The following is a 26,155-nucleotide window of genomic DNA, read 5'->3' as shown; positions in this document are numbered from 1 at the left end:
TGAGCGGGAGAGGATTGGAGGGCGAGCGTCCCCGCGAGCCGTATTCCCTACATCGCCTTCAGTACGCCCGTGGCGTCGTTGAACTCGGTGATGAGCCGGTCCCACTCGTCCACCTGCGCCTGGGCGAAGAGCTCCTTCCAGAAGTCGTCGTCCCACAGCCGGCGCAGCTCGTCGGAGTCCCGGCCTTGCTGCTCGACCCAGGTGAAGTACTTGAAGTTGTGCAGCGCCTTGCGGTCGAAGTAGGTCAGCTCGCGGAAGTAATCGACGCCGGCGCCCTCCAGGTAGCGGGCATAGTGCACCGCCGCCTTGACCGCGTCGTATTTCCCGTGCTGCTCCTCCATCTCCTGCTTCCGCGAGGCATACAGCTCCATGGAATCCGTCAGCGGCGTAAAGATCACGTCGTTCGGGCCCATGTCGTAGTACTTCGCCGTCTTGATGGCCGCGACGAGGTTGCAGATGCACGAGATGCCCAGCCACGACAGGCGCTCCAGCACCCCGCGCTTCACGCCGCGCTGCTCGAGGAACTTCAGACCCGCCGCCTCGTTGAACAGGCGCAGGATCTGCATCACCTGCTCGTCGTCGATCGCCGCCACGGCGTCCGTGTTGCGCACGTTGTGGATCCACGGCACGTGCTTGTCGCCGATGCCCTCGATCCGGTGCGCGCCGAACCCGTACTGGAAGAGCGTCGGGCACTGGAGCGCCTCGGTGGCGACCACGCGCAGGAACGGGTGCTTCGTGCGCAGGAAATCGCCCGCGGCGATCGTCCCCGCCGAGCCCGTGGCGCTGATGTACGCCGCCAGCCGGCTACGGCCGGTGCGGTAGTGCTTCTGGTAAATCTCCTCGATCACGCCGCCGGTCATGTTGTAGTGCCAGATCGAGTTGCCGAACTCCTCGAACTGGTTGAAGATCACGATCTTGCCGCCGCGCTCGCGGCGCAGCTCCCAGCACTTGTCGTAGATTTCCTTCACGTTGGATTCCGTGCCGGGGGTCGCGATGATCTCGTCCGTGCCGATCTGCTTCAGCCACTCGAAGCGCTCGCGGCTCATGCCCTCCGGCAGGATCGCGACCGCCGGGCAGCCCAGCAGCGCGCAGTCGTAGGCGCCGCCGCGGCAGTAGTTGCCCGTGGACGGCCAGACGGCCTTCTGCGTCGTCGGGTCGAAGTTGCCGGAGACCAGTCGCGGTACCAGGCAACCGTATGCCGCGCCCACCTTGTGCGCGCCCGTCGGGAAGAACTTGCCCGCCAACCCGACGATCTTCGCCGGCACGCCGGTCAGTTCCGGCGGGAACTCGACCCAGTTGCCCTCGCCGAACCCGCCGCCTTTCGCCTTCGGCTCGTTCTTCCACGTGATACGGAAAAGGTTCAGGGGATTGATGTCCCATAACCCGATATTCTTAAGCCGGTCCACGATCTTCTGCGGCACAAGGTTCGGATTCCTCTGCTGCGCGAAGGTCGGCAGGATGACGCCGCGTTCGCGGGCGCGCTGCACGGACTTCTTCAAAACGTCGCGGTTGATGGATTCGATGATTTTCATGTTTCTCTCCGCCGCGGCATTCAGGCCCCACCCCTCGCGCGGCAACCGGACACAGTAGCCCCTTGCCCCCCGCTTGTCCATCACGGGATAGGCCGGCTTTTCCGCGCTTGCCGGGGGCCGCGCCCCTGCTACTATACCAACCCCCGGCGGCGGAAGGACCGCCCCCGGGGACGGACAACCAACGAGGATGTTATGTTTGAAGGCGCCTATACAGCCATTGTCACGCCGTTCGGACGCGACGGCGGCGTGGATTACGGGAAGCTCCGCGGCCTGATCGAGCGCCAGGTCGCCGGCGGCGTGGACGGGATCGTCCCCGTCGGCACGACCGGCGAATCGCCGACGCTCGATTTCGCGGAGCACGAGAAGGTGATCGAGACCTGCATCCAGGCCGGCGCCGGCCGCCTCAAGGTCATCGCGGGCACGGGCGCCAACTCCACCGCCGAGGCGCTGGAGCTGACCCGGCACGCCATCGGCGCGGGCGCCGACGGGACGCTGCAGGTGACCCCCTACTACAACAAGCCCAGCGTGGCCGGGCTGATCAAACATTTCACGGCCGTCGCCGACCTCGGCTTGCCGACGGTGCTCTACAACATCCCCGGCCGGACCGGCCGCGAGATCCCGGTGGACACCGTCGTCGAACTGGCGAAGCACCCGAAGATCGTCGCCATCAAGGAGGCGGGCGGCAGCGTGGACCGGGTCAGCCAGATCGCAGGGCGCTGCAACCTGACCGTGCTCTCGGGCGATGACTCGCTCACCCTGCCCATGATGGTCGTGGGCGGGCACGGGGTGATCAGCGTCGCCTCCAACGTCGCGCCGAAGGCGGTCGCGGACATGGTCCACGCCGCGCTCCGGGGCGACTGGGAGACCGCGCGCCGGCTGCACCGGCAGCACTACCGGCTGTTCACGGACCTGTTCCTCGACACGAACCCCATCCCCGTCAAGGCCGCCCTGGCCATGATGGGCCAGTGCGAGGAAACCTACCGCCTGCCGCTGTGCGAGACGTCGGACAAGGTCAAGGCGACGCTGCGGGAAACCTTGAAGCAGTTGAAGCTGCTGTAAGAAAGAAGATTGAACCACAGAGGGCGCAGAGGACACGGAGGTTATCCCCTCCGTGACCTCCGTGTCCTCTGTGGTTAAAAAACTCCGAGGCATTATGAGTAACGTGGTCATCGTGGGTGCCGGCGGACGGATGGGCAAGATCATGATCCGCCTGCTGCAAGGCGGCGCGGAGCCGGGGCTGAAGCTTTTCGGCGCGGTGGATCTCTGGGACTGCCCGGATCGCGACAAGGACGCGGGCCTCGCCGCCGGCGTCGGTGAACTCGGCATCAAGATCACGTCCGACCTGGCGGCCCTGCTGCCGGGCTGCGATGCGGTCATCGATTTCAGCGCGCACCACGGGACCGCGGGCAACGCCCCGCGCGTCGCGGCCTCCGGCAAGGGCCTGGTTATCGGCACGACCGGCTTGGGCACCGAGGAGAAGAAAGCCGTCGAGGAGGCGGCGCGGAGGATTCCCGTCGTCGTCTCGCCCAACATGAGCCTCGGCATGAACCTCCTGTTCGCCCTCGTCCGGAAGGCCGCGGAGACGCTCAAGGGCAAGGGCTACGACATCGAGATCATCGAGCGGCACCACCGGAAGAAAAAGGACTCGCCGAGCGGCACGGCCCTCGGCCTCGGCGAGGCCGCGGCGGCCGGCTACGGCTGGGATCTGAAGAAGACCGCCGTGGACGGGCGCAGCGGCCTGGTCGGCGAGCGGCCGGCGGAGCAGATCGGGTTCCACGCCGTGCGCGGCGGGGACATCGTGGGCGACCACACGGTCCTGTTCGCGGCGGACGGGGAATGCATCGAGCTTTCGCACCGCGCGACGAGCCGCGAGGCGTTCGCCCGAGGCGCGCTGCGCGCGGCGGCGTGGCTCGCGGGCCGGGCCCCGGGCCTCTACTCCATGCGCGACGTGCTGGGCGTTTAGTCGGACAGGCAGCGCCGGATCTCGCGATCCATCCCGTCCAGGAACGCCTGCGGGGAGAACTGCTCCGCGTGCGCGCGGATCGCGGCCGGATCCCACCGGCGCGCGGCGGCTTCCTCGACGGCGGCCAGAAGGGCGGCGTCGGCCTGCTCCTTGAAGAAAAAGCCCGTGACGTTCTCCCGCACGGTTTCCAGCGCCCCGCCGCGCGCGAAGGCGATCACCGGCCGCCCGCAGGCCTGGGCCTCTACCGGGACGATGCCGAAATCCTCCTCGCCCGGGAACACCAGGAACCGGCAGCGGCGGTACAGGTCGCGAACCTCCTCGTCCGGGCGCCAACCGAGGAACTGGATGGACGGTCCCGCCAGCCGGCGCAGGCGGTTGAACTCCGTGCCCGTGCCGACGATCTTGAGGGGATACCCCAGCCGCGTGTAGGCGCGCACGGCGAGATCGAGGCACTTGTAGGGCACCAGGGCGGAAACCACCAGGTCAAAGCCGCCGGGCTCGACGGCGGCCGGCGTGAAAAAGCCGGTGTCCGCCGGCGGGTAGACCACGGTCGATTCGCGGCCGTAGAAGCGGTGGATGCGGTCCTGGACGTGCCGGCTCAAGGTGACGAAGCGGTTCACGCGGTCCGACGCGCGACGGTCCCAGTCGCGCAGTTTCGCGAGGCGCGGCTCCAGCAGCTTTCGCTTCCACCGGCTGCCGCCGAAGTACTCCTCGTAAAACACCCAGGCATACCGCATCGGCGTGAAGCAATAGCACAGGTGCTTGGCCCCGGCCGGCGGGACCAAGCCCTTGGCCACGCAGTGGCTCGTGCTGACGAGCAGGTCGGCGTCCGGCGCGCGCAGGCGCTCGATGGCGCCCGGAAACAGCGGCAGGAAATACCGGTACCATCGCTGGATGCCGGGCACGCGCTGCAGCCAGCTCGCGCGAAGGGGGTGGGCGCGGATAACGTCGGACAGCGCGTCCGGCTTGCAGAGCAGCGTGTAGACGGGCGCGCCGGGGAAGCCCCGGCACAGCCACTCCAGCACCCGCTCGCCGCCGCGCATGCCGTTGAGCCAGTCGTGGGAAAGCACGACACGCAGGTCGCGCCAACCGGGCGGAAAAACCACGGGGGAGGTCATGCTCACGACCGGGCGACCTCCTCGTAAACGCGGAGGGTCTCGGCGGCCGTCCGCGCCCAGGTGAATTCCCGCGCGCGCGCCAGGCCCTTGCGCCTCATCTCCTCCGCTACGCCGGGCTCCGTCATGACCCGCCCCAAGGCGTCCGCCACGGCCTCCGGATCGCAGGGGTCCACCCGCCGCGCCGCGTCGCCGGCCACCTCGCGCAGCGCGCCGATATCGCTGCACACGACGGGCGTGCCGCAGGCCATCGCCTCGAGCACGGTCAGGCCGAAGCCCTCGTAGTGCGACAGCAGCGCAAAGACGTCCGCCTGCTGGTACGCGTCCAACAGGTCCGCCCCGCCGGCGTAACCGCCCCATTCCACCGCGCCTTCCAGGCCGAGTTCCCGCGCCTTGCGCGGCGCCTCGGGATAGCGCGGGTCGGGCGGGCCGATGATCCGCAGCCGCACGTCCGGCCCGCCGCGAGCGCGGAGGCGGGCAAAGGCCTCCAGGAGCCCCCCGACATTTTTATAGGGATCGAAGCGGCCGACGCAGAGGAGGGTTTTGTGCGGCGCGGGCCGGCGGGACGCGGGGCGGTATTCCGGGGCCACGCCGTTGTACACGGCGCGCACGCGCCCTTCGCGTTCGCCCGGGATGCGCAGGCTCCGCAGGATATCCGCGCGCGAGGTCTCGCTGACGGTCAGGATGGCATCCGCCCGCGCGCCGACCTCGAACATCACCCGCCTGAAGAGCGGGAACAGCCGGGTCTTCAGCGCCCGGGGCGTATGCTCGGGAAACAGCAACGGGATCAGGTCATGGATGGTGGCGACGCATTTCACCGCGTGCGCGCGGTTCCGGGGAAACGCCCGGAACGGGATCATGTAGTTGGGCGAGTGGAAGACATCGATCTCCAGCCGGCGGAGTACGGCGGGCAGCCGCAGTTGGCTCCACGGGGAAAACACCCCCCACGGAACCATGTGCCCGCGAAAGCGCGGATGCCCCTCCAGGCCCGCGGCGCTCCAGACCCGGTCGCGGATCGCCGGGTCGCGGAAGATGAGCACGAATTCGTGCCCCGTCTCCAGGCGGGCGAATTCGCGGATCAGTTCCGTCGTGTAGGTCCCGATCCCGCTCAATTCCGGGAAAATCCACCGCGCGTCCAGTCCAATGCGCATAAATCACCGGTTCCCGACATACAGAAAACGCTCGGCAAAGGGAAGACTACAGTCCGCGGTATACCTGCCAGGTCTTCCGGGCCGTTTCGTCCCAGCTGAAGCGGCGCGCCTGCAGGAATCCCCGTTCCTTCAACTCCGCGCGGCGGGCGGTATCAGTCAACAGACGATCCGCCCGGTCCGCCCAATCCGCGGCATCGTAACCGGGCACAATTTCCGCCGCGACGCCAAGGACCTCCGGCAGGGAGCCCGTGGCGGCGGCCAGGACGGGAACGCCGCAGGCCATGGCCTCCAGCGGAGTAAAGCCGAAGCCTTCGTACAGCGACGGGAAGACAAAAAGCTCGGCGCCGGCATAGAGGGCAGCCAGGTGCTTTTCCGCCACGTAACGCAGGTGCCGGAGGCGCGGCGCGCGGGCCGATCGCCGGATGCGATCGAGGATGGGTTCGTATTTCCAGCCCGGGGCCCCGGCGATCACCAGGTCGCCGTCGAACTTCATCCGCTCAAAAACCTCCACGAGAAACGCGACGTTCTTGCGGGGTTCGAGCGTCCCGACGGTCAGCAGGTACGGGCGGTCGAGTCCAAACTCGCGCCGCATCGCGGTCACGGAGTCGGCGGAGGGCGCCGCCCAGGCGCCGGCCATTCCGGACGGGATGGCAAAAATCCGCGACGCGGGAACCCCGAGCAGTTCGTGGATTTCGCGGGCCACAAAGGCCGAGACCGCGATGATGGCGTCGGCCCGTGCGACGGTCTTCCCGATTTGCGAAGTCAGGTGGTCCAGGTTGCGCCGCTCGGTGGTCTCCGGGAACCGCTTGAAGGCGAGGTCGTGAATCGTCACGACGGCCTTTCCGCGCGCCAGGGGCGGGATGATGAAATTGGGAAAGTGGTAGACCTCCGCGCGGCCGGCGAACCAGTCGAAGGGGGGCCACCCCAGTCGCTTCCACGCCTGCTGGACGAGCCTCCCGGGGCACCAGCGGACCGCCTTCCGTGTCGCGTTCGGCACGGGAAACGGATCTCCTCTTCCCTTGAAATCGAAATAGAAAAGCGACAACTCGTCATTCCCGGCCAGCGGGCCGAGATGCTCGACGAGGGATTTAGCATAGCGGCCCACGCCGGCCCGCTGCGCAACGGCCGCCTGGATATCCACGCATACTTTCATCATGTGGCGGAGATCATGACGCACATGGAATCGCAGCGTCAAGCACGGCCGCGAGACAGCACGGCGAATCCTTCCGCCGCCGACACACCGTGTCCGGAACCCCATTCCACACCTTGCAATGTGTGGAATGGGTGATACGGAGGAATCACGATTTCACTATTTGTTATCAGGCCTAATGTACATCATGCGGCGGATTTTATCGGGCTGGAAAGCTATTCCACACCTTGCAATGTGTGGAATCCGCTGTACGGACCGAGAAACCCGCTAGGGCCGATCAGAAGGGGTCAAAGAGCGAATTGTCCGCCGGGCCGAACCAGCCCAGGCCGGAGGCGGGATTCCCCAGCGACTGCGCCTCCCAGCTTACATGCCCGTCGCACCAGGCCACGCCCGCGCGGCCCCCGTGCCGGAAATGGACGGACGGGCGCGAGGGCCCGTACAACTGCCCGGAGGAGCGCCCCACGAAGTAGTAGGCCTCCGCGAAGGAGTACTCGATGAAGTAACGCGGGTCGTCGTACGGCTGGCCGAACGCCGCGTCGGCGAACATCACCGTGTGCGCCGGGCTTCGAATCGCCCCGGGCGGCATGCCCTGCCGCATCGCGACCGCCGCGTATCCCAGGAGATACACCCGCGAACCCACCCCGCGATCGTTGTAGCCGTATCCGCCGCACGCCGCCTCGAACGCGTTGGCCGCCGCGTCCCACCGGTAGTCCGGGAACGAGGGGCATCGACGCACCCGCCCGTCCTCCAGGAACCGCGCCAGCGGCCCGAGCGTCCCGTCGAACGCGCCCGATCCGCCGGACCGGACCCCGTGCCAGCGCCGGCGGTTGGGGCCCATGATGTCCGGCGCCGCCGCCACATAACTTCCAGTCTCCGCCGCGTAAGCCGCATTGGCCAGGAAAAGCTGCCGGAGGTTCGAGCCGCATTGCGCCCGCCGGCCGGCCTCGATGCTCCGGGCCGCAAACGGCACCAGCGCGGCCACCAGGACAAGCAGGATAGCGACCACCACCAGCAACTCGACCAGGGAAAAACCCATTTTTCCAATGATTGGAAAGCTAAGGAGATGCTTTTCCCAAACACTGGCCTGCCGGAAGTCCGGCGAAGGCGTATTGGAAAAATCCTTTTTCACGGCAGGGGCGACCTCCGGAGGCGATAGAACCGGCCGGGCGCGGGCGGGCCGGAATCCTCCAGCAACACCCGCTCGTTACGGCCAGTGACGGAGAGCACGGTCGCCCACGCCTCTGCATCCAACCGGTCCGCGGCCTGCAGCTCGTAGAGCCAGTTCGTGAACGCCAGGCATTCAAACTGCCGGGCTTCGGGCGAAAGCGCCGCGGGCGCGCAGTCCATCCGGTAGTTCAACACGCCCACGGCGTCCAGATCGAAGCCCGCGGAGCTCTCGGTGGGATAGGGATCGTAGACGGCGTTCCCGAACGAGTCCGTGCAGGAGCCGTCGCCGACAATGTCCACGAGGCGCACCCAACCCACGCTCATGACATCAAGCAGCGGGGAAACGGCGTCCAGTTCGCGCAGATCGAACGGCGTGCCGAAGCCCTGCCGGTATTTCCCGGCCAGGCCCGCGAGATTGGTCGCCTGCATGCTCGCGCCGAAGAACGGCACCGCGCTGGCGGTGAGGGAATGGTTCACGAAGCGGAAGAAATTCGTGCCATCGCTGGAAACCTCCACCCAGGCCAGTTCCAGGAAATCGTCGCCGAACGCGTTCTCGAAAATCGCGAAGTCGGGACCGGGCCCGTCCGCGATGGGGAGATCGAAGGTCATGGTGATGGCGCCGCCGTCGCCCAGGCAGACGATCCCGAACGAGTCGCCCGAGGCCGGGCCCAGGGCGTTGGCCGGAATCTGCCACTCCGGGTCGCAACCGCCCCCCACCGTGTAGTTAGTCCAGCCGCCGGCCCAGGAGACGATCCGGCGGTCGCCCATGCCGATCGCCGGGGAATGCTCCTGGCCGGCGGCGGGGCCATACGTGAAGACCAGGCTATCCAGCGCGAAATAGGCGGGCGTGTTCATGCCCCACGCGCCCGCGTCGCTGGACGAGAGGGAAAAATGGAGGGTCTTGACCGACGCGCCGAACGCGGAGAGGTCCACCCACCGCCAGTCGGATTGGATGAAATCCTGCGCGTTGTTCGTGAACCGATAATCGGCGAGGAAGTGATTCGTGACCCCGACGACCTGGCCGTCGAGGTCGCGGCCGGTGACGGTGAGTTGGAACCAGTCCGGGTCGTCGCCCGTCCCCCCGCCGAATTTTTTAGAGAATCCGTAGGCGTCTCCGTCGCGCATGGTCAGGGCGGCGTAGGTGGTGTTGTTGACGTAGAAACCGCGCACCCAGGCGGGGAGCGGCAGCGTGACGATGTCCGCCTCCTCCCCGTACGTGTCGTCGTAGGCCACGGCGTACGTGCCCGCGCCGCCCATGCCCGTGCCGCCGAAGACGGCATACTGGTTGAGCCAGCCGGCGGTATTGGTGTCGTGGATGTTGGAGAGCGCAAACCCGCTCCAGTTGCCCCACGCGGGATCGTAGCGGTTCCGCAAGAAAACGGTGCGGCTGGTGACCCCGCCGGAGAGATCGGAGCCGTTCCAGGACGACTGCGGGGGCAGCGGATGATCGCCAAAATCCACGTCGAGGGCGGGCAGGGATACAGGCAAGCCGGCGATCAGGCCGGCCAGGAGACCACGGGCGATACTGTTGTTCACGGACGCCTTTCCACTCCTCGTGCGGGAGCGTTTGGGCAGCGGGAAAAACTCGTCTTCTGGCTCCCGGCATCAGGCCTCGCCCCGCCTTCCGGAAGGAGATGTGGCCTTCCGTGGCTGTCGGGGTTTGTAGCCGGTTACAGCGGCGCGACCGCGTCCGATTCGCACGGACTTCCGTTCGCTTTTCCCGCGCACAGGTTTCAGCAAAGAACTGCGCGCAGGGTACGTCCGGGGGAGGCGGCGTGTCAAGGGCGCCGATCACCGCCGGAGGGCGGCGATCAGCGGCGCGGCGTGGGCGCGGTTGAGGACGTAGAGATGAATCCCCGGGACGCCGTCCCGGAGCAACTGCTCCACCTGTCCCTGCGCCCAGGCCATGCCGACCTGCGCGGCGGCCGCGTCGTCCGCCGCCGCGGCCAGTTGCGTGGCCAGCGGGCCGGGGAAGGTCGCGCCGCAGACCGCCGTGAACCGCTGGATCTGCTTGTGCGAAAGCGCCGGCATGATCCCCGGCAGGATTGGCTGCGCGAGGCCCGCCTCCCGGCAGCGCCGGACATAGTCCGCGTAAAAACGGTTCTCAAAAAAAAGCTGGGTGGTGACGAAGTCGCCCCCGGCGGCCAGCTTGGCCTTGAGATTCGCGATATCCGAGGGCAGGCTGGCGGCCTCGGGATGCTTCTCCGGATAACCCGCCACCCCGCAGCAGAAATCGGCATGCCGGCCCTTAAGCAGGGCGACGAGGTCGGAGGCGTGCGCCAAACCGTCCTTCGCCACGCGGAAGAGGGTCTCGCCCTTCGGCGGGTCGCCGCGCAGGGTCATAATGTTGCGGTAGCCGCGGCGGTACAATTCCTCGGCGTATTCCACCAGCTCCGCGCGGCTGGACCCGACGCAGGTGAGGTGCGGCATGACGACGGCAAAACCCATCGCGCGCAGGAGTTCGCACACCTCCAGCGTGCGCTCGCGGGTGGAGCCTCCCGCACCGTAGGTGACCGTCACGAAATCCGGGCGCGCGGCGACGAGCTGTCCCGCGGCCTTCCGCAGCGTGTCCAACCCCTTCTCATCCTTCGGCGGGAAAAATTCAAAAGAAAGCAAGGGGCGCGAGGCGCGCTGCAGCAATTCGGCGATGGTCCGGTCCGGCATGGCGCCTACCCTAGCGGTTTTGCGGCGGAGGTCAATCGCCGGCCAGCGGGTTCCACTCGTAGGCGGCCACGTCGTCGCCGCGGATCACCACCGCCAGCTTGCCGTCCGCGCCGGGCCGGATCGTCCACTGATCCTGGAAGCCCACGGCCTGGTCGAGCTTGATCTCGCCCTTCGGGTCGATCAGCAGGAACTGGTTCCAGCCGGCGACCAGGAGGTAATCGCGATCCGCCGCGACCGGGATCGCCAGGACCTGCATGACGCTCGACGATTCATCCAGCGTGTTCGTCCAGATCGTCCCGCCGGATTCCGTGAAGCCGAAGACATCCGTTCGCACGGTCCGGAAAGAGCGGCTGGAGGGGCCGGTCTCCGTCACCTCGTACTTCGTCCGGACGGCGGCCACCACGCTATGGGTCCCGTCCTGCAGGTACACCAGGAACGGGCGCCGGTCCATCTCGTCCGGCTCCACGGCCGCCTCGGGCAGCGGGATCGTCCGCAGGATTTCGCCGTCCGAGGCCTTGAGCACGTGAAGCGTGTCATCGGAGGCCACCACCAGGCGATCGGGCGGCACATGGAGGTCCAGCCGCGTCCTCGACGAGACCTCCCGCGAGGGCCGCTCGATCTCGCGCCGCCACTTCAGCGTGAAAAACCGCTCGTCCGGCTCCACCGATTCCATCGCTCTCCTCCGGATCGCCGCGCGGGGGCTCCGCTCCTCCTTCGGCACGGCGGCCTTGGGCGGCGGCTTGGCGCTGGGCAGGGTCTCGCCGGCGAGCAGTTGATCGATGGCCCTGCGTAACTCCGCGGGCCCTTCATCCCAGAAACCGACCTGCCGGCCCTGTACCCGGCCGTCGCGCCCGATCAGCACGACGCACGGGATCCCGGCCACGGAGTAGTCCAGGCCAAGCCCCTGAAGGTCCAGGCCGGTCGGGTACGGGACCTTGTGTTCGGCCAGCAGGGGCGCGATCTTATCCTTGTCGCCCGGCCGGTCGCGGCTGACGCCGAGGAACACGACGTCTTTGCCCTCGTAATCGGTCGCCAGCGCGGCCATGTGCGGCAAGGCCTTCAGGCACGGCGGGCACCAGGTCGCCCAGAAATCAAGGACGACGATCTTGTCCTTGTGGTCGGCCAGGCGGAACGCGGAGCCGTCGAGCAACTCCAACTCGAAATCCGGGGCCGGCTTTCCGGACAGCTCGAAGCCCGACGGTTCCGGTCCCTTCGGCGCCGACACGGGCGCCGGGGCCGCCTCGGCTTCCTCGCGATCCCTCACGGCGGGAGCGGGCGCCCGCTCGGGCTTGGGCTCGTTCTCCGCCGTCCACGGGCGCCGGGGCGCGGCCGCCAGCGCATCCACGGGGAATCGCTGGATGCCGTTCACGAAGGGGCCGCTCGGGCTCAAGTTGCCGCCGATGACCAGGACCTCGTTGCTGTGCACCACGGCCGCATTGTGCCGGCTCGACCGGTAGCCGGCCTCGATCAGCGACCACTCCCCGGTCTTCAGGTCGCAGGCGGCGGTCCGGTTCAGAACCTCGTAGTCGCCGAAGGTGTAGAGCGTGTCGCCGACGATCACGCCGCTGTGCGCGCTCATCTTGATCGGCAAGTCCGTCAGGCGCTCCCACCGGTCGGCGGCGATGTCGTACACCTGGAAATCCGTGATGGCCTTGACCCCGTCGTACCCGCCGGGCGCGTAGAGCCGGCCGTCCTTCTCCAGGACCAGGCCCTCGCGGGGCACGGGCAGGTCCGCGCCCGCCGACCAGGTCCCGGACTTGAAATCGAAGATCTGCACCTTCGCCGTGCGTGTGCGATCGCCCGTCTCCCCGCCGACCACGTACAGCCGGTCCCCGTGGACCGCGACCCCCGCCCGGGACACCGGCACGGGCAGCGGCGGAAGCCGGCGGACCGAGCCCTCGCCGTCCGGCGTGAATTCCTCCACCTCGCCCGTCACCCCGCCCTCCTCCGGCACCCCGCCGACGAGGATGAACCGGTCGTTGTACGCCGCGCCGCCGTGGAAATACCGCGGGAGCACGGAGGGCGCCATGGACAGCACCACGCCCGTTCGCGGGTCCATGCCTTCGATGTCGTCGCAGAGCCCGTCGTCGGAGCAGCCGCCCGCCACGAAGACGAAGCCGCGGAGGGACGCGGCCGGCATGCCGAACCGACCGGCCTGCAGGTGGAAGCCCGACGGCTCGACGGCACTCCCGGCCGGGCCGGACGCCGCGCCGCCGGCCAGGAAGACCCAGAGCAAGGCATTGAGCGGATTCATGGTCATCATCTCCCGTTCCTGCACGTGTAGCGCAGGGGCGCGCGGCGGGGAAGCAAAAACCGCTTGCATATTGTTGCTGACAATTCCCGCGAATCGGGAACAATTCCCGCGTTTTGCCGAATCGGAAAGGATGGCAGCCATGGCCAGCAGGAAGAGCGCGTCGCTGAAAAGCCGGGTCAAGAGGGTCGTCGTCGCGGGCGTTCAGATCGCGCCGAAGCCCAACGACATTCTCTATAATCTCGAGAAAGTGATCGCCTGGTTCCGCCGCGCCGTCCGCGAGACCGGCGCGAAACTCGTCGTGTTCCCGGAGAGCATCACCACGGGGTTTCATCCCAACCTGCCGCTGGACGCCTTCCACGTCCTGCTGCCGCCGCGGATCGACACGATCCTGGACCCGATCCGGAAGGTCTGCCGCGAGGAACGCGCCTACTGCGTCCTGCCGACCTACGAACGCGGGCGCGAGCACCGGACGATCTACAACAGCGCGTTCCTCATCGACGCGCGCGGCGACGTCGCCGGCGTGTACCGCAAGACCCACCCCTTCCCGGCCGAGCGGCTCGGCGCCGGCGGCTGGACGACGCCCGGGGTGAGCTATCCCGTGATCCCGACCGAGTTCGGGGCGGTCGGCATGATGATCTGCTACGACGGCGACTTCCCCGAGGTCTCGCGCATCCTGGCCATCAAGGGCGCACAGATCATCGCCCGCCCCTCGGCCCTGCTGCGCGCCTTCGATATCTGGGAGCTGACCAACAAGATGCGCGCGTACGACAACCACGTCTACATGATCGCCGTCAACGCCGTGGGCGCCGATGCCGCCGGCACGAATTACTTCGGCCACAGCATGATCGTCTCGCCCATCGCCCAGACCCTCGCCCTCGCCCGCGGCACGGAGGAGATCATCTATTCCGAGCTCGATCCCGAGCCGCTCAAGCGGCTCGGGATCGGGTCCGACACGCCCATGCACTTCGACCACCTCGAGGACCGCAACGTGGCCTCGTACGGCTCGGTCCTTTCGCGGCAGGCCCGCAGCCTGTTCGAGCCGGCGCGCCGCTACAGCATCCACAAGCCCCGGAGGAAACCATGAACTTCGAGCGCCGGAAAAAGGATTACCTCGAGCGCCTCCGCCGCGGCCGCCGGCTCGCGCGAGGCAAGCGGGTGCCGAAGGAGAAGGCGGCCGCGCTGCTCGCCGCCGTGCTGAAGCGCGGCGACCGGGTGTGCATCGAGGGCGACAACCAGAAACAGGCCGATTTCCTGGCGCGCGCACTGCTCCAGCTCGACCCGCGCCGCGTCCGCGACCTGCACATGGTCCAGTCCACCGTCGCCCTGCCGGAGCATATCGAGCTGTTCCGCAAGGGCATCGCCTCGCGGCTGGACTTCGCCTACTCCGGCCCGCAGTCCAAGGCGCTCTACCAGCTCGCCGACGAGAAGAAGGTGAAGATCGGCGCGATCCACACCTACCTCGAGCTCTACGGGCGCTACGTCGTGGACCTCTGCCCCCAGGTCGCCCTGCTCGTCGCCGAGGCCTGCGACGCGGAGGGCAACCTGTTCACCGGCTTCAACACCGAGGATACCGCGCTCATCGCCGAGGCGGCGCACTTCAAGGCCGGCGTCGTGATCGTGCAAGTGAAGAAGCAGTTGAAGCGCCTGCCGCGGGTGGATATCCCCGCGGGCTGGGTGGATTTCATCGTCGTCACGGGCGAGGAGTACCACCTGCAGCCGCTCTTCACGCGCGACCCCGCGAAGATCACGCCCCAGCAGATCCTGATGGCCATGATGACCCTGAAAGGCATCTACGCCGAGTACGGCGTGCGTGCGCTGAACCACGGGCTGGGCTACTCGACCGCGGCGATCGAACTGCTGCTCCCGACGTACGGAAAAGAACTGGGCCTCAAGGGAAAGTGCTGCACGCACTGGGTGCTCAATCCCCACCCCACCCTGATCCCCGCGATCGAGAAGGGCTTCGTCGAGCACGTCTTCTCGTTCGGCGGCGAGCCGGGCATGGAGAAGTACGTGCAGGCGCGGAGCGATGTGTTCTCCATCGGCCCCGACGGCCACCTGCGCTCGAACCGCTGCTTCGCGCACATCGCCGGGCTCTATGCGATTGATCTGTTCATCGGCGCGACGCTGCAGATTGATCGCGACGGCAACAGCTCGACCGCGATCAAGGGCATGATCGCGGGCTTCGGCGGCGCGCCGAACCTGGGCGGCTCGCCGCCGGGCCGGCGGAACTATCCGCCGGCCGTGGCGAAAGCCGGCCGGTGGGAGAACGGCCTGTTCCAGGGCCGCAAGCTCGTGGTGCAGATGACACCGACGGTCAGCGAGAAGAAACAGATCCCGGTGTTCGTCGAGCAGCTCGACGCGCTGGAACTGCACCGGCAGGGCGTCTTCGCGTTTCCGCCGGTGATGATCGCCGGCGAGCAGGTCACGCATATCGTCACCGAGCGCGGCATCGCCTATCTGGACAAGACCCCGGACCTCGAATCGCGCCGGCTGGCCGTGGCCGCCGTCGCGGGCGACACACCCGTGGGCCGGACGATCCACGCGGACCAGGCCGACCGCCTGCGCCGCGCAGGCGTGGTGAAAACGCCGGAAGACCTGGGCCTGTCTCTGGAACAGGCCACGCCCGACCGGCTGGCCGCGCGGAGCCTCCAGGACCTGGTGAAAATCTCAAAAGGCCTCTACCAGGTGCCGCCGGGCTGCACGGGGTGACGGGAACAGCGGGACGGGCGTCCCGTCCGTTTTCCTCACGGCCGGGACGGCCGCGCCACACTTACGGCATCCAACGCGGGAGTTGCTCCCCGCGGACCAGGTCTTCCCGGCCCTCGCGCCGGCGGACAAGGGCATGGCGGCGGCCTTTGACCATCACCTCGGCCGGGCGCGGACGGCTGTTGTAGTTCGAGGCCATTGCGAACCCGTAGGCCCCGGCGCTCAACACGGCCAGCAGGTCGCCCTCGCGTACGGCCGGCAGTTCGCGATCCTGCGCGAGGAAATCGGCGGACTCGCAGATCGGCCCGACGACGTCGCCCCGCACGGTCCCCCGCGCGGCGCGGACGGGGACAATCTCGTGATGGGCCTGGTACAGGGGCGGACGGATCAGGTCGTTCATCCCCGCGTCCACGATGATGAACTTCTTCGACGGCCCGTCCTTCACGTACTGAACCCGCATCACCAGGAGCCCCGCATTGCCGACGAGAAACCGGCCCGGCTCCAGGACGATCCGCAGGCCCGACTCCTTCAGGAACGGCAGGACGGTCTTCGCGAACCGCGCCGGGTCCAGAGGCTGCTGGCCCGGCTTGTACTGAATGCCCAGCCCGCCGCCGAGGTCGAGATGGCGGAACGTCGGGTAGCGGGCGCGCAGGCGGCGGCACAAATCGGCCACCCGCTCCAGGGCATGCCCGTACGGCGCGGGGTTCAGGAGTTGCGAGCCGATGTGCATGTGCAACCCGGCGATCTCCAGCGACGGGTGCGCCGCCGCGCGGCGGTAGGCCCGCTCGATGCGCCGGAGGTCGAGGCCGAACTTGTTTTCCGCCTTGCCCGTGCTGATGTAGTGGTGCGTCTCCGGGTCCACGTCCGGGTTCGCGCGCAGCGCGATGCGGGCCTTCCGGCCCAGCCGCCGCGCGCAGTCCGCGATCCGGTACAGTTCCGGCTCGGATTCCACCGTGAAGAACAGGATGCCTGCCCGCAGGGCGTACTCGATTTCCTCGCGGGTCTTGCCGACGCCGGCGAAGACGATGCGCGACGGCGGCACGCCCGCGCGGCGCGCGCGGTACAGCTCGCCGCCGGACACGACGTCCGCCCCCGCCCCGAGCTCCGCTAAGGTCCCGATCACGGCCGCGTTGGTGTTGACCTTGACCGAGTAGCAGATCAGCGGCTCGACCGGCGCCATGGCCTCCGCCAGCGCCGCGAACTGGGATTCGATATGCGAACGGCTGTACACGTACAGCGGCGTCCCGTACCGCGAAGCCAACGCTTCCACCGGCACCCCCTCCGCCATCAACCGCCCGCGAACCATGGGGAAAGCGTTTGTCATGGAGTGTGATTGTACGCAACGGCGCGCGACTTGGCCAATTCAAACGGCATTGGCGTCTATCGGCGTGATCTGCGGGCCCCCACCTTCAGCCGCAGCGCGTTGAGGCGGATGAACCCGGTCGCGTCGCCCTGGTTGTAGGCGCGGGTCGGGTCGGCGTCCATGGTCGCGATCTGCGGGTTGTAGAGGCTGACCGGGCTCTTGCGCCCGGCGACGTAGAGCCCGCCCTTGTACAGGCGCACGCGGACGGTGCCGGTGACGTTCTTCTGGCTCTCCTCGACCAGCGCCTGCAGGGCGAGCCGCTCGGGCGCGAACCAGAACCCGTAGTACACCAGCTCGGAGTACTTCGGGATCAGGGAGTCGCGCAGGTGCATCACCTCGCGGTCCATCGTCAGCGTCTCGACCTGCCGGTGCGCGAAGTGCAGGATCGCGCCGCCGGGTGTTTCGTAGACGCCGCGGCTCTTCATGCCGACGAACCGGTTCTCCACGAGGTCCACCCGCCCCACCCCGTGCCGCCCACCGATCCGGTTGAGCGTCTTCATCACGCCCAGCGGATCGAGTTTTTTTCCGTTCACGGCCACGCAGTCGCCGCGGACGAAATCCAGCGCAACGAGCTCCGCCTTGTCCGGGGCGTCCTCGGGCGCGACGGAGAGGCGGAACATGTCCTTGTTCGACGGCGCAAACGCGTCCAGCCACGGATCCTCCAGGATGCCGGCCTCGTAGGAGATGTGGAGCAGGTTCCGGTCGGTCGAGTACGGCTTTTTCGCCGTCGCCTGCACGGGGATGCCGTGCTTTTCGCAGTAGCGGATCATCTCCGCGCGGCCGGGGAACTGCTCGCGGTAGCGCTCCTCGCGCCACGGGGCGATCACCTGCAGCTCGGGCGCGAGCGCGGCGGCGGTCAGTTCGAACCGGACCTGGTCGTTGCCCTTGCCCGTCGCGCCGTGGGCGATGGCCTGGGCCTTTTCCTTCTTCGCGATCTCGACCATGCGCTTGGCGATCAGGGGCCGCGCGATGGAGGTGCCGAGGAAGTACTGGTTCTCGTAGAGCGCGCCCGCGCGGAACATCGGGAAGATGAAATCGCGCGCGAACTCGGCCTGCAAGTCGTCGATGTAGATCTTGCTCGCGCCGGTCTTGAGCGCCTTCTGCCGTAGGCCCTTGAGCTCCTCCTCCTGCCCGATGTCCGCCGCGAAGGCGACGATCTCGGCGTGGTAGGTCTCCGAGAGCCACTTCAGGATGACGGACGTGTCCAGCCCGCCGGAGTATGCGAGAACGATTTTCATGGCTTCTTCTCCCATTCCATTTGCAACCGCGAATTGACGCGAAATAACGCGAATTCCAGAAGAATCCGCATTCGCGTTAATTAGCGTTAATTAGCGGTTGTAATCAATGACTTTCAGATCCGGCACGCGCCCGAATTCATCGCGATTCCGCGTCAGCAGCGGCAGCCCGAACCGCAAGGCGGAGGCCGCGATCCAGAGGTCGTGCGGCCCGATCAACCGATTGGCCTTTTTCAGCCGCGCATACAGGGCGCACGCGGCATCTATCGTCTCCACGTCGGGGAAAACGATCTGATAGCGGTCCATGAACGCCGCGAGCGGGGCGGGATCCTGCCCGGCGAGATGCGCGCCACGAAGGAATTCATAGCGGACGATCCAGGGAATGCCCACCGACAGGGACGAATGGTCCGCCGCAAACCTCGCCGCGGGCCCGGATGAGCCGCGGCCCCGGAACAAGTCCACGAAAAAGGTGGTATCCGCTAGGCAGTCCACGGATCCTTGTCCCAAGCCGGGTTATGGTCCGCCACGCGCGCCTCCTTCACGGCTTCAAAGAAGCCGTCCGGCAGCGCGGGCACCTGTTTGGCGAACTCCACCATGTCCCCTAGCGTACCGCGCTGCGGAACGACTTTAAGAACCACAGCGGAAAACGATTCCTTAGGCTTCATTTTCCACGAAGCCAGCCTCTCATAGGCCGGATCAGTCAATGTAATCGTTTTCATGCTAACACGAATACATGAATACACAAGCAATGTCAACATGAAAATATAGTGTCCGTCCCCATGATCCCACCCATGATCCCAACCCCCGCCAGCTTGTCTGGCGGGTGAGTCAGATTGGCAGCTAACGAACAGCGCCCAGCTCGCGCCGCATCTCTTCTGCCGCTGGCGCGGGGACGCGCCAGCGGCAAAGGGCCGGGGGAAGCCCGAGATATGGACGGCCAAACTGATTCACCTTCGACACAAGGCCGCAGAGGTCTCGCCGCTAGAGCAAAGGGGATACGCAGTAAGCGACCATTTGCTCCGGCACATCGCAGTCAGGTTGGTCGGCCCATCGTCCATGGTTCGGCTTAATCTACGGAGGCCAGCGGTGTACGTTACAGGCTGAAATGGAGGCTGGGAGGTTCGACGGGGGTAGTTTTCTTAAGGAGGTTGAGGAATGAAGCGATTCTCCACCGGGTTATATGCGACCCTGATGTTCCTGCTTGTCGGGAACCTTTTTGTCCTGTTCGCGAGGGCCGAGTATCTCATCTGGCCAGTCGGCGTGATCCCGGGAGAGGATATCGCCATCACGGACATTGGCTTGCCCGACGTCGACAACAATGGCGTGGCCTATGACTGCTCCGTTCCAGGCTATAAAGGCCACCAGGGAACCGACATCAATATCTCCTGGGCTCAAATGGACGCGGGCGTCCCGGTGTATGCGGCGGCGGATGGCATTGTCCTGTGGGTGTTTGACGGCAAATACGACCGCTGTCCCGATCCGAGCGAGCCCGATTGCCAGGATCCGGGATCCGGCTGGTTCGTGGCTGGCGAATCCAACGGATATCGCGTGTGCACGGAACTGGGCAATTACTGCAGCACCGGCGACTGCTGCTGTTTCTGGTGCTTTGACGGCGGCAACGTGGTGGTCATCCGGCATTACGAATCGCCGGACGTTTTTGCCACGCGCTACGACCATCTCAAGAAGAACTCCATCCTCGTGAAAGCCGGCGATGCCGTGGTGCAGGGCCAGAAGATTGCGGAGGTTGGCAGTGCGGGAAACTCGACCGGACCGCATTTACATTTTGAGGTCTGGGCCACGAACTTCTACACGGGCGGATTGACCGAACCCTGGGCCGGCCCCTGCGGGCCCCGATACGCCGATTCCCTGTGGAAATATAACCCGCCCTGGAACGACTCGCTGGTGCCAGCGCCGCCCACAGGATTGCGCGCCCTGTATGTGCCGCCGACCGATCGGATCCGGCTTAGTTGGACCGACAACGCCAGCGACGAGGCGGGATATTTCGTGGAGCGGCGCATACGCGGGGGCGCGGTTTCCCTGTCCTGGGTGAAAATAGCGACGCTTCCGGCCGGCAGCGTCGGGTATATCGACAGCGTCCTGATCAAACCCGGGTTGCTAGAGGGATCGTACTCGTATTACTATCGGGTCAGCGCATACAACGCTTCGGGCAAAAGCAAGTACTGCTACGCCGGCGTCAGCATCCCGTGAAGTCCCGGGCCGCCCACTCCGCGCAGGCGGCCTTGACGATGCGCGCGGCCTTCCGCACCTGGCCCGCCGTGATGTTGAGCGGGGGCAGGAACCGGATGACCGTGTCGTGCGTCGCGATGGCGATCAGGCCCTTGTCCCGCAGCAGCACTTCCAGCGGCTTGGCCGGCCGGTCGAGGACCATGCCGATCATCAGGCCGAGCCCCCGGACCTCCGTGATGAACTTGAACTTCTTGGCGATCTTCCGGAGGTGGGCCATGAACAGCTCGCTCATCTGCGCGGCGTGTTCGAGCAGTTTCTCCTCCTCAATGGCTTCGATGACGGCCAGGGCCGCCGCGCACGCCAACGGATTGCCCCCGAACGTGCTGGCGTGGTTGCCGGGTTGGAAGATATCCGACAGCTTCGGCCCCGCCACGATCGCGCCGATCGGGAATCCGCCGGCCAGGCCCTTGGCCACGGAGAAGGCGTCCGGCTGTATCCCGTAGGCCTGGAAGCCGAACCATTGGCCCGTCCGGCCGACGCCGCACTGGACCTCGTCGCAGAGCAGCAGCAGGTTCTTCTCGTCGCACAGCGCCCGCAGCCCGGCCATGAACTCCGGTTTCGCCGGCACGACGCCGCCCTCGCCCTGGACCGCCTCGACCAGGATGGCGACGGTCTTGTCGGTCACGGCCGCCCGGACGGCGTCGAGGTTATTGTACTCGGCGTGGACGAAGCCCGCCGGCATGGGCTCGAAGCCCTTCTGGTACTTCGTCTGGCCCGTCGCGGCCACGGTGGCGAGCGTCCGGCCGTGGAACGAATTGGTCATGGCGATGATCTCGTACCGTCCCTGGGCGTGGCCCCAGAGCCGGGCAAGCTTGAACATGCCCTCGTTGGCCTCCGCGCCCGAGTTGCAGAAAAAGCACTTGCCGCCCAGCGACCGTTCGGACAGCGCCTTCGCGAGGCGCGGCTGGTTCTCGTTGAAATACAGGTTCGAGACGTGCATCAGCCGGGCGGCCTGCTGCCGGATGGCCTTGACCAGCTTCGGGTGGGCGTGGCCCAGCACGTTGACGGCGATGCCGCCGAGGAAATCGAGGTATTCCTTGCCCTCGGCGTCCCAGACCCGCGTGCCCTTGCCCCGCACGAGCGCGAGGCCCGGCGCGTAGGTCGGCATGACGTACTGCTTGTGAAGTTCGGCGATTTCTTGAGTATTCATGGCGCGGATACGGAACAACTTTCGGGCCGGGAATGCAATCGGAAACTGACGGAAGAGAACCCGCAGAGCACGCAGATACGCGCAGATCAGAACAGTCAATCTGCGACAATCGGCGTGATCTGCGGGCAAGCCCTCTTACTGCAGGATCTCGGTGCCGACGCCCTTGTCGGTGAAAAGCTCCAGCAGCAGAGAGTGCGGCAGGGCGGCGTCGATGATATGCGTCTTGCGCACGCCGGCCTTGAGCGCCTTGAGCGCGCCGCCGATCTTCGGCAGCATCCCGCCGCTGATCACGCCGCGCCGGATGAGGTCCTCCACCTCGCTCAACTTGAGCGTGGACACGATGGACTCCGGGTCCTCCGGGCTCATCAGCACGCCGGGCACGTCGGAGAGGAACACCAGCTTGCGCGCCGCCATCTTTTCCGCGATCGCCGCCGCGGCCTCGTCGGCGTTGATGTTGTAGAGCTTGCCGTCCGGGCCGCGCCCCAGGGGCGTGATCACCGGGACGATGTCGGCCTGGAGGTAGGCCTTGACCGGCTCCACGTCGACGGCCGTGACGTCGCCGACGAAGCCCCAGTCCAGCGCCTCGCCCGTGTCCTTGTCGTGGCCGGCGTGCTTGACCACGGACAGGATATGCTCGCCGTGGATCCCGCGCGCCTTGCAGCCGAATTCCTCCAGCGTGCGGACGATGCCGGGATTGACCTCGTTGTTGAGCACCTGCTCCACGACCTCGATCGAGGCGGCGTCGGTCACCCGCAGGCCCTTGACGAACACCGGGCGCAGCCCGACGTCCTTCATGCGTTGGCTGATCGCCTTGCCGCCGCCGTGCACGACGACCGGCCGCATCCCGACGCACTCCATGAACGCGATGTCCTTGAGCACGGTCTCGACCTGGTCCTGCTCCTCCATCGCGCTCCCGCCGAACTTCACGACCACCGTGTCGCCGCGGAACCGCTGGATGTACGGCAGCGCCTCGATCAGGACATCCGCTTTCTCGATGACTTTTTGCATGGCCGCCCCGCTCCTACATGTTGATCCGCACGTACTCCTCCGTGCAGTTGCACGTATAAACCACGGTTTCGCCGGTGCCGAGATTCAAATGGATCGTCAACGTGAAGGCCTTCTGCCGGACGATCCGCTTCAGGTCGTCGATCGGAGTCCCGGCGTACAGGCCACCCCGGCAGGCCGGGAGTTGGTCGTACGTGATATCCACCTTGTCCTCCTCGACCCGCGCCCGGGAATAGCCCAGCGCGTCCATCACCCGGCCCCAGTTCGGGTACTCGCCCGCCCACGACGTCTTCACGAGCAGCGAGTTCGCCACCGACCGCGCGGCCAGCTCGGCGTCCTGCGCCGTCTTCGCCCCCAGCACCTTGACGGTAACGACCTTCGTGACGCCCTCCCCGTCCTCGACCATCTTGAGCGCCAGCTTCAGCGTCAGCTCCCGCACGGCGTGCTCGAACGTTTTCCAGTCCGGGTGGCCGGGCTCCAGCGGCCGGTTGCCCGCCAGGCCGTTGGCGAAAAAGAGGACCGTGTCGTTCGTGCTCCGGTCGCCGTCCACGGTGACGCGGTTGAAGCTCTGCTCGACGGCCGCGAAGAGGCAGGCCTGCAGCGCTCCGGCCTCGACCGCCGCGTCGGTCAGGAGGTAGGCCAGCATCGTGGCCATGTTCGGCTCGATCATGCCCGAGCCCTTCGCGAGCGCGGACAGCGTGACCGGTTTGCCGTCCACGTCGAACCGCGCGGTGACCCGCTTCGGCCGCGTGTCCGTGGTCATGATCGCGAGCGAGGCGTCGGTTCCGCCCTCCGCGGAAAGCGCCGGCACGGCGGCCCGGATGCCCGCTTCGATCTTGCCCATCGGCAACTGTACGCCGATCCGGCCGGTGGAGCTGACGAAGACATGCTCCGGCGGGATTCCGGCCAGTTCGCCGGTCAACTGCGCCATTCGTTCCGCGTCCTGCAGGCCCTGGGCGCCGGTGCAGGCGTTGGCGTTGCCGCTGTTGACGATCACGCCCCGGCCGATCCGGCCCGCCAGCCGCGCCCGGCACAGTTTGACGGTGGCCGCCTGGACCTGGTTCGTCGTAAACGTTGCGGCCACGGCTGCCGGCTGGTCGGACACGATCAGGGCCATGTCCTTCCGGTTGTCCTTCTTCAGCCCGGCGGCCACGCCCGAGGCCCGGAAGCCACGCGGCAGCGCGATCTCGTCCGCCCACACGATCTTTTTCGTTCCCGTCATCGTCCGGCTCCTTCGCGAAAAAACGGGAGTACTATATCGCATCCGCGGCGCGCGTCACGCGAATCGTGTGAACACGTTTTGCCCGGCGCTGTCTGAATAGACGTGCCAGGCGCATCATACGCGGTCGAGTTTCGGCTCGCGAGGACGCTCGCCCTCCAGGGCATTCGGTTCTTGTCATGGAGCCTCCGGCGAGCCGTTGCGTGCTTGCCCAGCCCCCCCCTGCAGGATTACGCTGGGGTTCGCCATGAATGTCGGTATTGATCTCATCAGCTTCTACACGCCGCAGTATTTCCTCGACTTGAACGTGCTGGCCAAGGAGCGCGGGGTGGACCCGGACAAGTTCACCATCGGCATCGGCCAGGAGAAGATGGCCATCCCGCCGCCGGACGAGGACATCGTGACCATGGCCGCCAGCGCGGCGCACCCGATCCTCGAGAATGTCGGGCGGGAGAACATCGAGATCCTCCTGTTCGCCACGGAGAGCGGGATCGACCAGTCCAAGGCGGCTGCGATGTTCCTGCACGGGCTGCTCAAGCTGCCGACGCGCTGCCGCGCCGTCGAGTTGAAGCAGGCCTGCTACGGCGCCACGGCGGGCCTGCACCTGGCGGCCGCGTCGGTGGCGGTGCGGCCAGGGACCAGGGCGCTGATCGTCGGCTCCGACATCGCGCGCTACGACCTGCGCAGCCCCGGCGAGCCCACGCAGGGCGCCGGCGCCGTGGCCCTGCTGGTCACGGTCAACCCGCGCGTGCTGGCGCTGGACCCGGAGACGGGCCTTTATGCCGAGGACGTGATGGATTTCTGGAGGCCGAATTACCGCGACGAGGCGCTCGTGGACGGCAAGTATTCCATGCGCGTCTACCTGGCCGCGATGGAGGAATGCTGGAAGCAATACGCCGCGCTCACCGGCCGGCACTTTCACGATATCGCCCGCTACTGCTACCACCTCCCGTTCACGCGCATGGCCGAGAAGGCGCACATCCGGCTCGCGAAATTCGCGGCGCTCAAGGAACTGACCGGCGAGGAGTTGGAGACCGAGATCGGCGATTCGCTGCGGTACAACCGGATCACGGGCAACACGTACTCGGCGTCGCTGTACGAGGGGCTGACCTCGCTGCTCGACCACGCCGGCGAGGACCTGTCCGGCCAGCGGATCGGGCTTTTCAGCTACGGGTCGGGCTGCATGGGCGAGTATTTCAGCGGCGTCGCGCAGCCGGGCTATGGCCAACATCTTTTCACGACGGCACATCGGGCGATGCTGGAAGGCAGGACGCCATTGACCTATCGCCAGTACGAGGATATCTTTCAACTGGGCTTTCCCACGGACGGCGGCGACCACGCCTTCGCCCAGTATCGAACGGGGCCGTACCGGCTTTCCGGGGTGAGCCAGCATAAACGTTTGTACGAAAGGGTCTTATGAAGGCCATCGCGCCCGGGAAGTTGATCTTGAGCGGCGAGCACGCCGTGGTTTATGGCCGGCCGGCCATTGCCATGGCCGTGGACCGCTGCGCCCAGGCCGTGGTGCTCCCGTCCGCGGAGGCCGGCGACACGGTGGCGATCGATCTCCAGGACCTGCAGCAGATGGAATCCTTCACCATCCGCGCCCTGCGGGACCTGAAGGACCGCATGGTGAAGAACTACCGGATGTTCCTGGACGGCCAGCTCGGCATCCGCGACGTGCTGCACAAGCCCATCGAGCTCTTCCAGTACGCCTTCATCACCCTCCTCGACGCGCTGCACCTGAAGGTGGCCGGCGGGATGAAGATCCAGTTGCACTCCAATATCCCGATCGGCTGCGGCATGGGCTCGTCGGCGGCGACGGTGTTGAGCGTCCTGCGGAGCATCGGCCACTATTTCCGCGTCGAGTTCCGGCCCGAGTGGTACCAGGCGTACAGCCTCGAGGCCGAGAACCTCCAGCACGGCCACGCCAGCGGGGTGGACACCTACATTTCCCTGAACGGCGGCTGCGCGCGGTTCCAAGAGGGCCAGGCCGAGGCCCTGCCCCTGCCGCGGATGCCACTGCACCTGGTCAATACCGGGACGCCGGCGAGCACCACCGGCGAGTGCGTGGCGCAGGTGCGGGCGCGGCACGCGAACAGCCGGATCTGGGACGACTTCGAGGCCGTCACGCGCAGCATGGAAAAGGCCGTCGTCACGAACAACCTCAAGGACATCCAGTCCTGCGTCCGCGAGAACCAGCGGCTGCTCAACGCCATCGGGGTCGTGCCCGCACC

At 66.9% G+C, this 26,155-nt stretch carries 21 protein-coding genes, 1 pseudogene and 1 riboswitch; of the genes and pseudogenes, 7 read left to right on the top strand and 15 right to left on the bottom strand.

Features of this window, described 5'->3' with window-relative positions; translation table 11 throughout:
• Positions 1 to 47: 47 nt before the first annotated feature.
• Positions 48 to 1,532 (bottom strand): pyridoxal-phosphate dependent enzyme, encoded by a 1,485-nt coding sequence (locus KA248_11590; GenBank protein ID MBP7830550.1) that lies wholly within the window; start codon positions 1,530 to 1,532, stop codon positions 48 to 50.
• 192 nt (positions 1,533 to 1,724) lie between these two features.
• On the opposite strand from KA248_11590, the gene KA248_11585 reads away from it, so the two are divergent.
• Both KA248_11585 and KA248_11580 read left to right on the top strand, forming a co-directional pair.
• The gene (locus tag KA248_11585; GenBank protein MBP7830549.1) at positions 1,725 to 2,591 is read left to right on the top strand and encodes a 4-hydroxy-tetrahydrodipicolinate synthase; all 867 of its coding nucleotides are present in this window, start codon (positions 1,725 to 1,727) and stop codon (positions 2,589 to 2,591) included.
• 94 nt (positions 2,592 to 2,685) lie between these two features.
• Positions 2,686 to 3,495, top strand: a complete 810-nt coding sequence (locus KA248_11580; GenBank protein ID MBP7830548.1) for a 4-hydroxy-tetrahydrodipicolinate reductase — start codon at positions 2,686 to 2,688, stop codon at positions 3,493 to 3,495.
• Here KA248_11580 and KA248_11575 read toward each other — a convergent pair.
• The 7 genes from KA248_11575 to KA248_11545 all read right to left on the bottom strand — a co-directional run bounded on the left by KA248_11575 (position 3,492) and on the right by KA248_11545 (position 13,005).
• Positions 3,492 to 4,619 (bottom strand): glycosyltransferase, encoded by a 1,128-nt coding sequence (locus tag KA248_11575; GenBank protein MBP7830547.1) that lies wholly within the window; start codon positions 4,617 to 4,619, stop codon positions 3,492 to 3,494. The genes KA248_11580 and KA248_11575 overlap by 4 nt on opposite strands.
• On the bottom strand, positions 4,616 to 5,761 hold the full coding sequence (locus tag KA248_11570; protein MBP7830546.1) for a glycosyltransferase family 4 protein: 1,146 nt from the start codon (positions 5,759 to 5,761) through the stop codon (positions 4,616 to 4,618). The genes KA248_11575 and KA248_11570 overlap by 4 nt, the downstream gene beginning before the upstream one ends.
• A 46-nt stretch (positions 5,762 to 5,807) precedes the next feature.
• Positions 5,808 to 6,917 (bottom strand): glycosyltransferase family 4 protein, encoded by a 1,110-nt coding sequence (locus KA248_11565; GenBank protein MBP7830545.1) that lies wholly within the window; start codon positions 6,915 to 6,917, stop codon positions 5,808 to 5,810.
• Between the two features lie 271 nt (positions 6,918 to 7,188).
• Positions 7,189 to 8,040: a prepilin-type N-terminal cleavage/methylation domain-containing protein gene (locus KA248_11560; protein MBP7830544.1), complete on the bottom strand. Its 852-nt coding sequence runs from the start codon at positions 8,038 to 8,040 to the stop codon at positions 7,189 to 7,191.
• A complete protein-coding gene (locus KA248_11555; GenBank protein MBP7830543.1) occupies positions 8,037 to 9,614 on the bottom strand; it encodes a DUF4465 domain-containing protein in 1,578 nt (525 codons plus the stop codon). The genes KA248_11560 and KA248_11555 overlap by 4 nt, the downstream gene beginning before the upstream one ends.
• A 28-nt stretch (positions 9,615 to 9,642) precedes the next feature.
• A riboswitch (cobalamin riboswitch) is annotated at positions 9,643 to 9,829 on the bottom strand.
• 40 nt (positions 9,830 to 9,869) lie between these two features.
• Entirely contained in the window at positions 9,870 to 10,742 is an 873-nt protein-coding gene (locus KA248_11550; GenBank protein MBP7830542.1) for a methylenetetrahydrofolate reductase, read from the bottom strand.
• 31 nt (positions 10,743 to 10,773) lie between these two features.
• Positions 10,774 to 13,005, bottom strand: coding sequence for a redoxin domain-containing protein (locus tag KA248_11545; protein MBP7830541.1), 2,232 nt, complete (start codon positions 13,003 to 13,005; stop codon positions 10,774 to 10,776).
• A 130-nt stretch (positions 13,006 to 13,135) separates the two neighbouring features.
• Between KA248_11545 and KA248_11540 the strand changes: the two genes are divergently transcribed.
• Together KA248_11540 and KA248_11535 are read left to right on the top strand one after the other, a co-directional pair.
• Complete coding sequence (locus tag KA248_11540; protein MBP7830540.1) at positions 13,136 to 14,080, top strand: carbon-nitrogen hydrolase family protein; 945 nt, start codon at positions 13,136 to 13,138, stop codon at positions 14,078 to 14,080.
• Positions 14,077 to 15,705: a malonate decarboxylase subunit alpha gene (locus KA248_11535; protein MBP7830539.1), complete on the top strand. Its 1,629-nt coding sequence runs from the start codon at positions 14,077 to 14,079 to the stop codon at positions 15,703 to 15,705. The genes KA248_11540 and KA248_11535 overlap by 4 nt, the downstream gene beginning before the upstream one ends.
• 61 nt (positions 15,706 to 15,766) lie before the next feature.
• On the opposite strand, the gene lysA is transcribed toward KA248_11535, so the two are convergent.
• From lysA to KA248_11515, 4 genes are all read right to left on the bottom strand, one after another.
• Positions 15,767 to 17,026, bottom strand: a complete 1,260-nt coding sequence (gene lysA, locus KA248_11530) for a diaminopimelate decarboxylase (protein MBP7830538.1) — start codon at positions 17,024 to 17,026, stop codon at positions 15,767 to 15,769.
• 56 nt (positions 17,027 to 17,082) lie between these two features.
• Positions 17,083 to 18,318, bottom strand: coding sequence for an argininosuccinate synthase (locus tag KA248_11525; protein ID MBP7830537.1), 1,236 nt, complete (start codon positions 18,316 to 18,318; stop codon positions 17,083 to 17,085).
• A gap of 75 nt (positions 18,319 to 18,393) precedes the next feature.
• Positions 18,394 to 18,792 carry a type II toxin-antitoxin system VapC family toxin gene (locus tag KA248_11520; protein ID MBP7830536.1) on the bottom strand — a complete coding sequence of 133 codons (399 nt, stop codon included), beginning with the start codon at positions 18,790 to 18,792 and terminating at the stop codon, positions 18,394 to 18,396.
• Entirely contained in the window at positions 18,780 to 19,019 is a 240-nt protein-coding gene (locus tag KA248_11515; protein ID MBP7830535.1) for an antitoxin VapB family protein, read from the bottom strand. The genes KA248_11520 and KA248_11515 overlap by 13 nt, the downstream gene beginning before the upstream one ends.
• A gap of 976 nt (positions 19,020 to 19,995) precedes the next feature.
• Between KA248_11515 and KA248_11510 the strand changes: the two are divergent.
• A pseudogene (locus tag KA248_11510) lies at positions 19,996 to 20,094 on the top strand (M23 family metallopeptidase).
• A 400-nt stretch (positions 20,095 to 20,494) separates the two neighbouring features.
• Here KA248_11510 and KA248_11505 read toward each other — a convergent pair.
• The 3 genes from KA248_11505 to argJ all read right to left on the bottom strand — a co-directional run bounded on the left by KA248_11505 (position 20,495) and on the right by argJ (position 23,924).
• The gene (locus KA248_11505; protein MBP7830534.1) at positions 20,495 to 21,697 is read right to left on the bottom strand and encodes an aspartate aminotransferase family protein; all 1,203 of its coding nucleotides are present in this window, start codon (positions 21,695 to 21,697) and stop codon (positions 20,495 to 20,497) included.
• 135 nt (positions 21,698 to 21,832) lie between these two features.
• The gene (gene argB / locus KA248_11500; protein ID MBP7830533.1) at positions 21,833 to 22,705 is read right to left on the bottom strand and encodes an acetylglutamate kinase; all 873 of its coding nucleotides are present in this window, start codon (positions 22,703 to 22,705) and stop codon (positions 21,833 to 21,835) included.
• A 13-nt stretch (positions 22,706 to 22,718) separates the two neighbouring features.
• Positions 22,719 to 23,924 (bottom strand): bifunctional glutamate N-acetyltransferase/amino-acid acetyltransferase ArgJ, encoded by a 1,206-nt coding sequence (argJ, locus tag KA248_11495; GenBank protein MBP7830532.1) that lies wholly within the window; start codon positions 23,922 to 23,924, stop codon positions 22,719 to 22,721.
• Between the two features lie 244 nt (positions 23,925 to 24,168).
• Here argJ and KA248_11490 point away from each other — a divergent pair, with 244 nt between their 5' ends.
• Both KA248_11490 and KA248_11485 read left to right on the top strand, forming a co-directional pair.
• Positions 24,169 to 25,341: a hydroxymethylglutaryl-CoA synthase gene (locus tag KA248_11490; GenBank protein ID MBP7830531.1), complete on the top strand. Its 1,173-nt coding sequence runs from the start codon at positions 24,169 to 24,171 to the stop codon at positions 25,339 to 25,341.
• The coding region (locus KA248_11485; protein ID MBP7830530.1) for a mevalonate kinase at positions 25,338 to 26,155 on the top strand (818 nt) is incomplete at its 3' end. The genes KA248_11490 and KA248_11485, both read left to right, overlap by 4 nt.

Source organism: Kiritimatiellia bacterium, assembly GCA_018001225.1.
GTDB lineage: Bacteria > Verrucomicrobiota > Kiritimatiellia > CAIQIC01 > JAGNIJ01 > JAGNIJ01.
The sequence above is the reverse complement of the archived record's forward strand: the minus strand, read 5'-3'. Positions and strand labels throughout refer to the sequence as shown.

Bases quoted from the DNA above. Each gene is read 5' to 3' on its own strand.
- KA248_11590 (MBP7830550.1), bottom strand. From the start codon at position 1,532: ATGAAAATCATCGAATCCATCAACCGCGACGTTTTGAAGAAGTCCGTG.
- KA248_11585 (MBP7830549.1), top strand. From the start codon at position 1,725: ATGTTTGAAGGCGCCTATACAGCCATTGTCACGCCGTTCGGACGCGAC.
- KA248_11580 (MBP7830548.1), top strand. From the start codon at position 2,686: ATGAGTAACGTGGTCATCGTGGGTGCCGGCGGACGGATGGGCAAGATC.
- KA248_11570 (MBP7830546.1), bottom strand. From the start codon at position 5,761: ATGCGCATTGGACTGGACGCGCGGTGGATTTTCCCGGAATTGAGCGGG.
- KA248_11565 (MBP7830545.1), bottom strand. From the start codon at position 6,917: ATGATGAAAGTATGCGTGGATATCCAGGCGGCCGTTGCGCAGCGGGCC.
- KA248_11550 (MBP7830542.1), bottom strand. From the start codon at position 10,742: ATGCCGGACCGGACCATCGCCGAATTGCTGCAGCGCGCCTCGCGCCCC.
- KA248_11545 (MBP7830541.1), bottom strand. From the start codon at position 13,005: ATGATGACCATGAATCCGCTCAATGCCTTGCTCTGGGTCTTCCTGGCC.
- KA248_11540 (MBP7830540.1), top strand. From the start codon at position 13,136: ATGGCCAGCAGGAAGAGCGCGTCGCTGAAAAGCCGGGTCAAGAGGGTC.
- KA248_11535 (MBP7830539.1), top strand. From the start codon at position 14,077: ATGAACTTCGAGCGCCGGAAAAAGGATTACCTCGAGCGCCTCCGCCGC.
- lysA (MBP7830538.1), bottom strand. From the start codon at position 17,026: ATGACAAACGCTTTCCCCATGGTTCGCGGGCGGTTGATGGCGGAGGGG.
- KA248_11525 (MBP7830537.1), bottom strand. From the start codon at position 18,318: ATGGGAGAAGAAGCCATGAAAATCGTTCTCGCATACTCCGGCGGGCTG.
- KA248_11515 (MBP7830535.1), bottom strand. From the start codon at position 19,019: ATGAAAACGATTACATTGACTGATCCGGCCTATGAGAGGCTGGCTTCG.
- KA248_11505 (MBP7830534.1), bottom strand. From the start codon at position 21,697: ATGAATACTCAAGAAATCGCCGAACTTCACAAGCAGTACGTCATGCCG.
- argB (MBP7830533.1), bottom strand. From the start codon at position 22,705: ATGCAAAAAGTCATCGAGAAAGCGGATGTCCTGATCGAGGCGCTGCCG.
- argJ (MBP7830532.1), bottom strand. From the start codon at position 23,924: ATGACGGGAACGAAAAAGATCGTGTGGGCGGACGAGATCGCGCTGCCG.
- KA248_11490 (MBP7830531.1), top strand. From the start codon at position 24,169: ATGAATGTCGGTATTGATCTCATCAGCTTCTACACGCCGCAGTATTTC.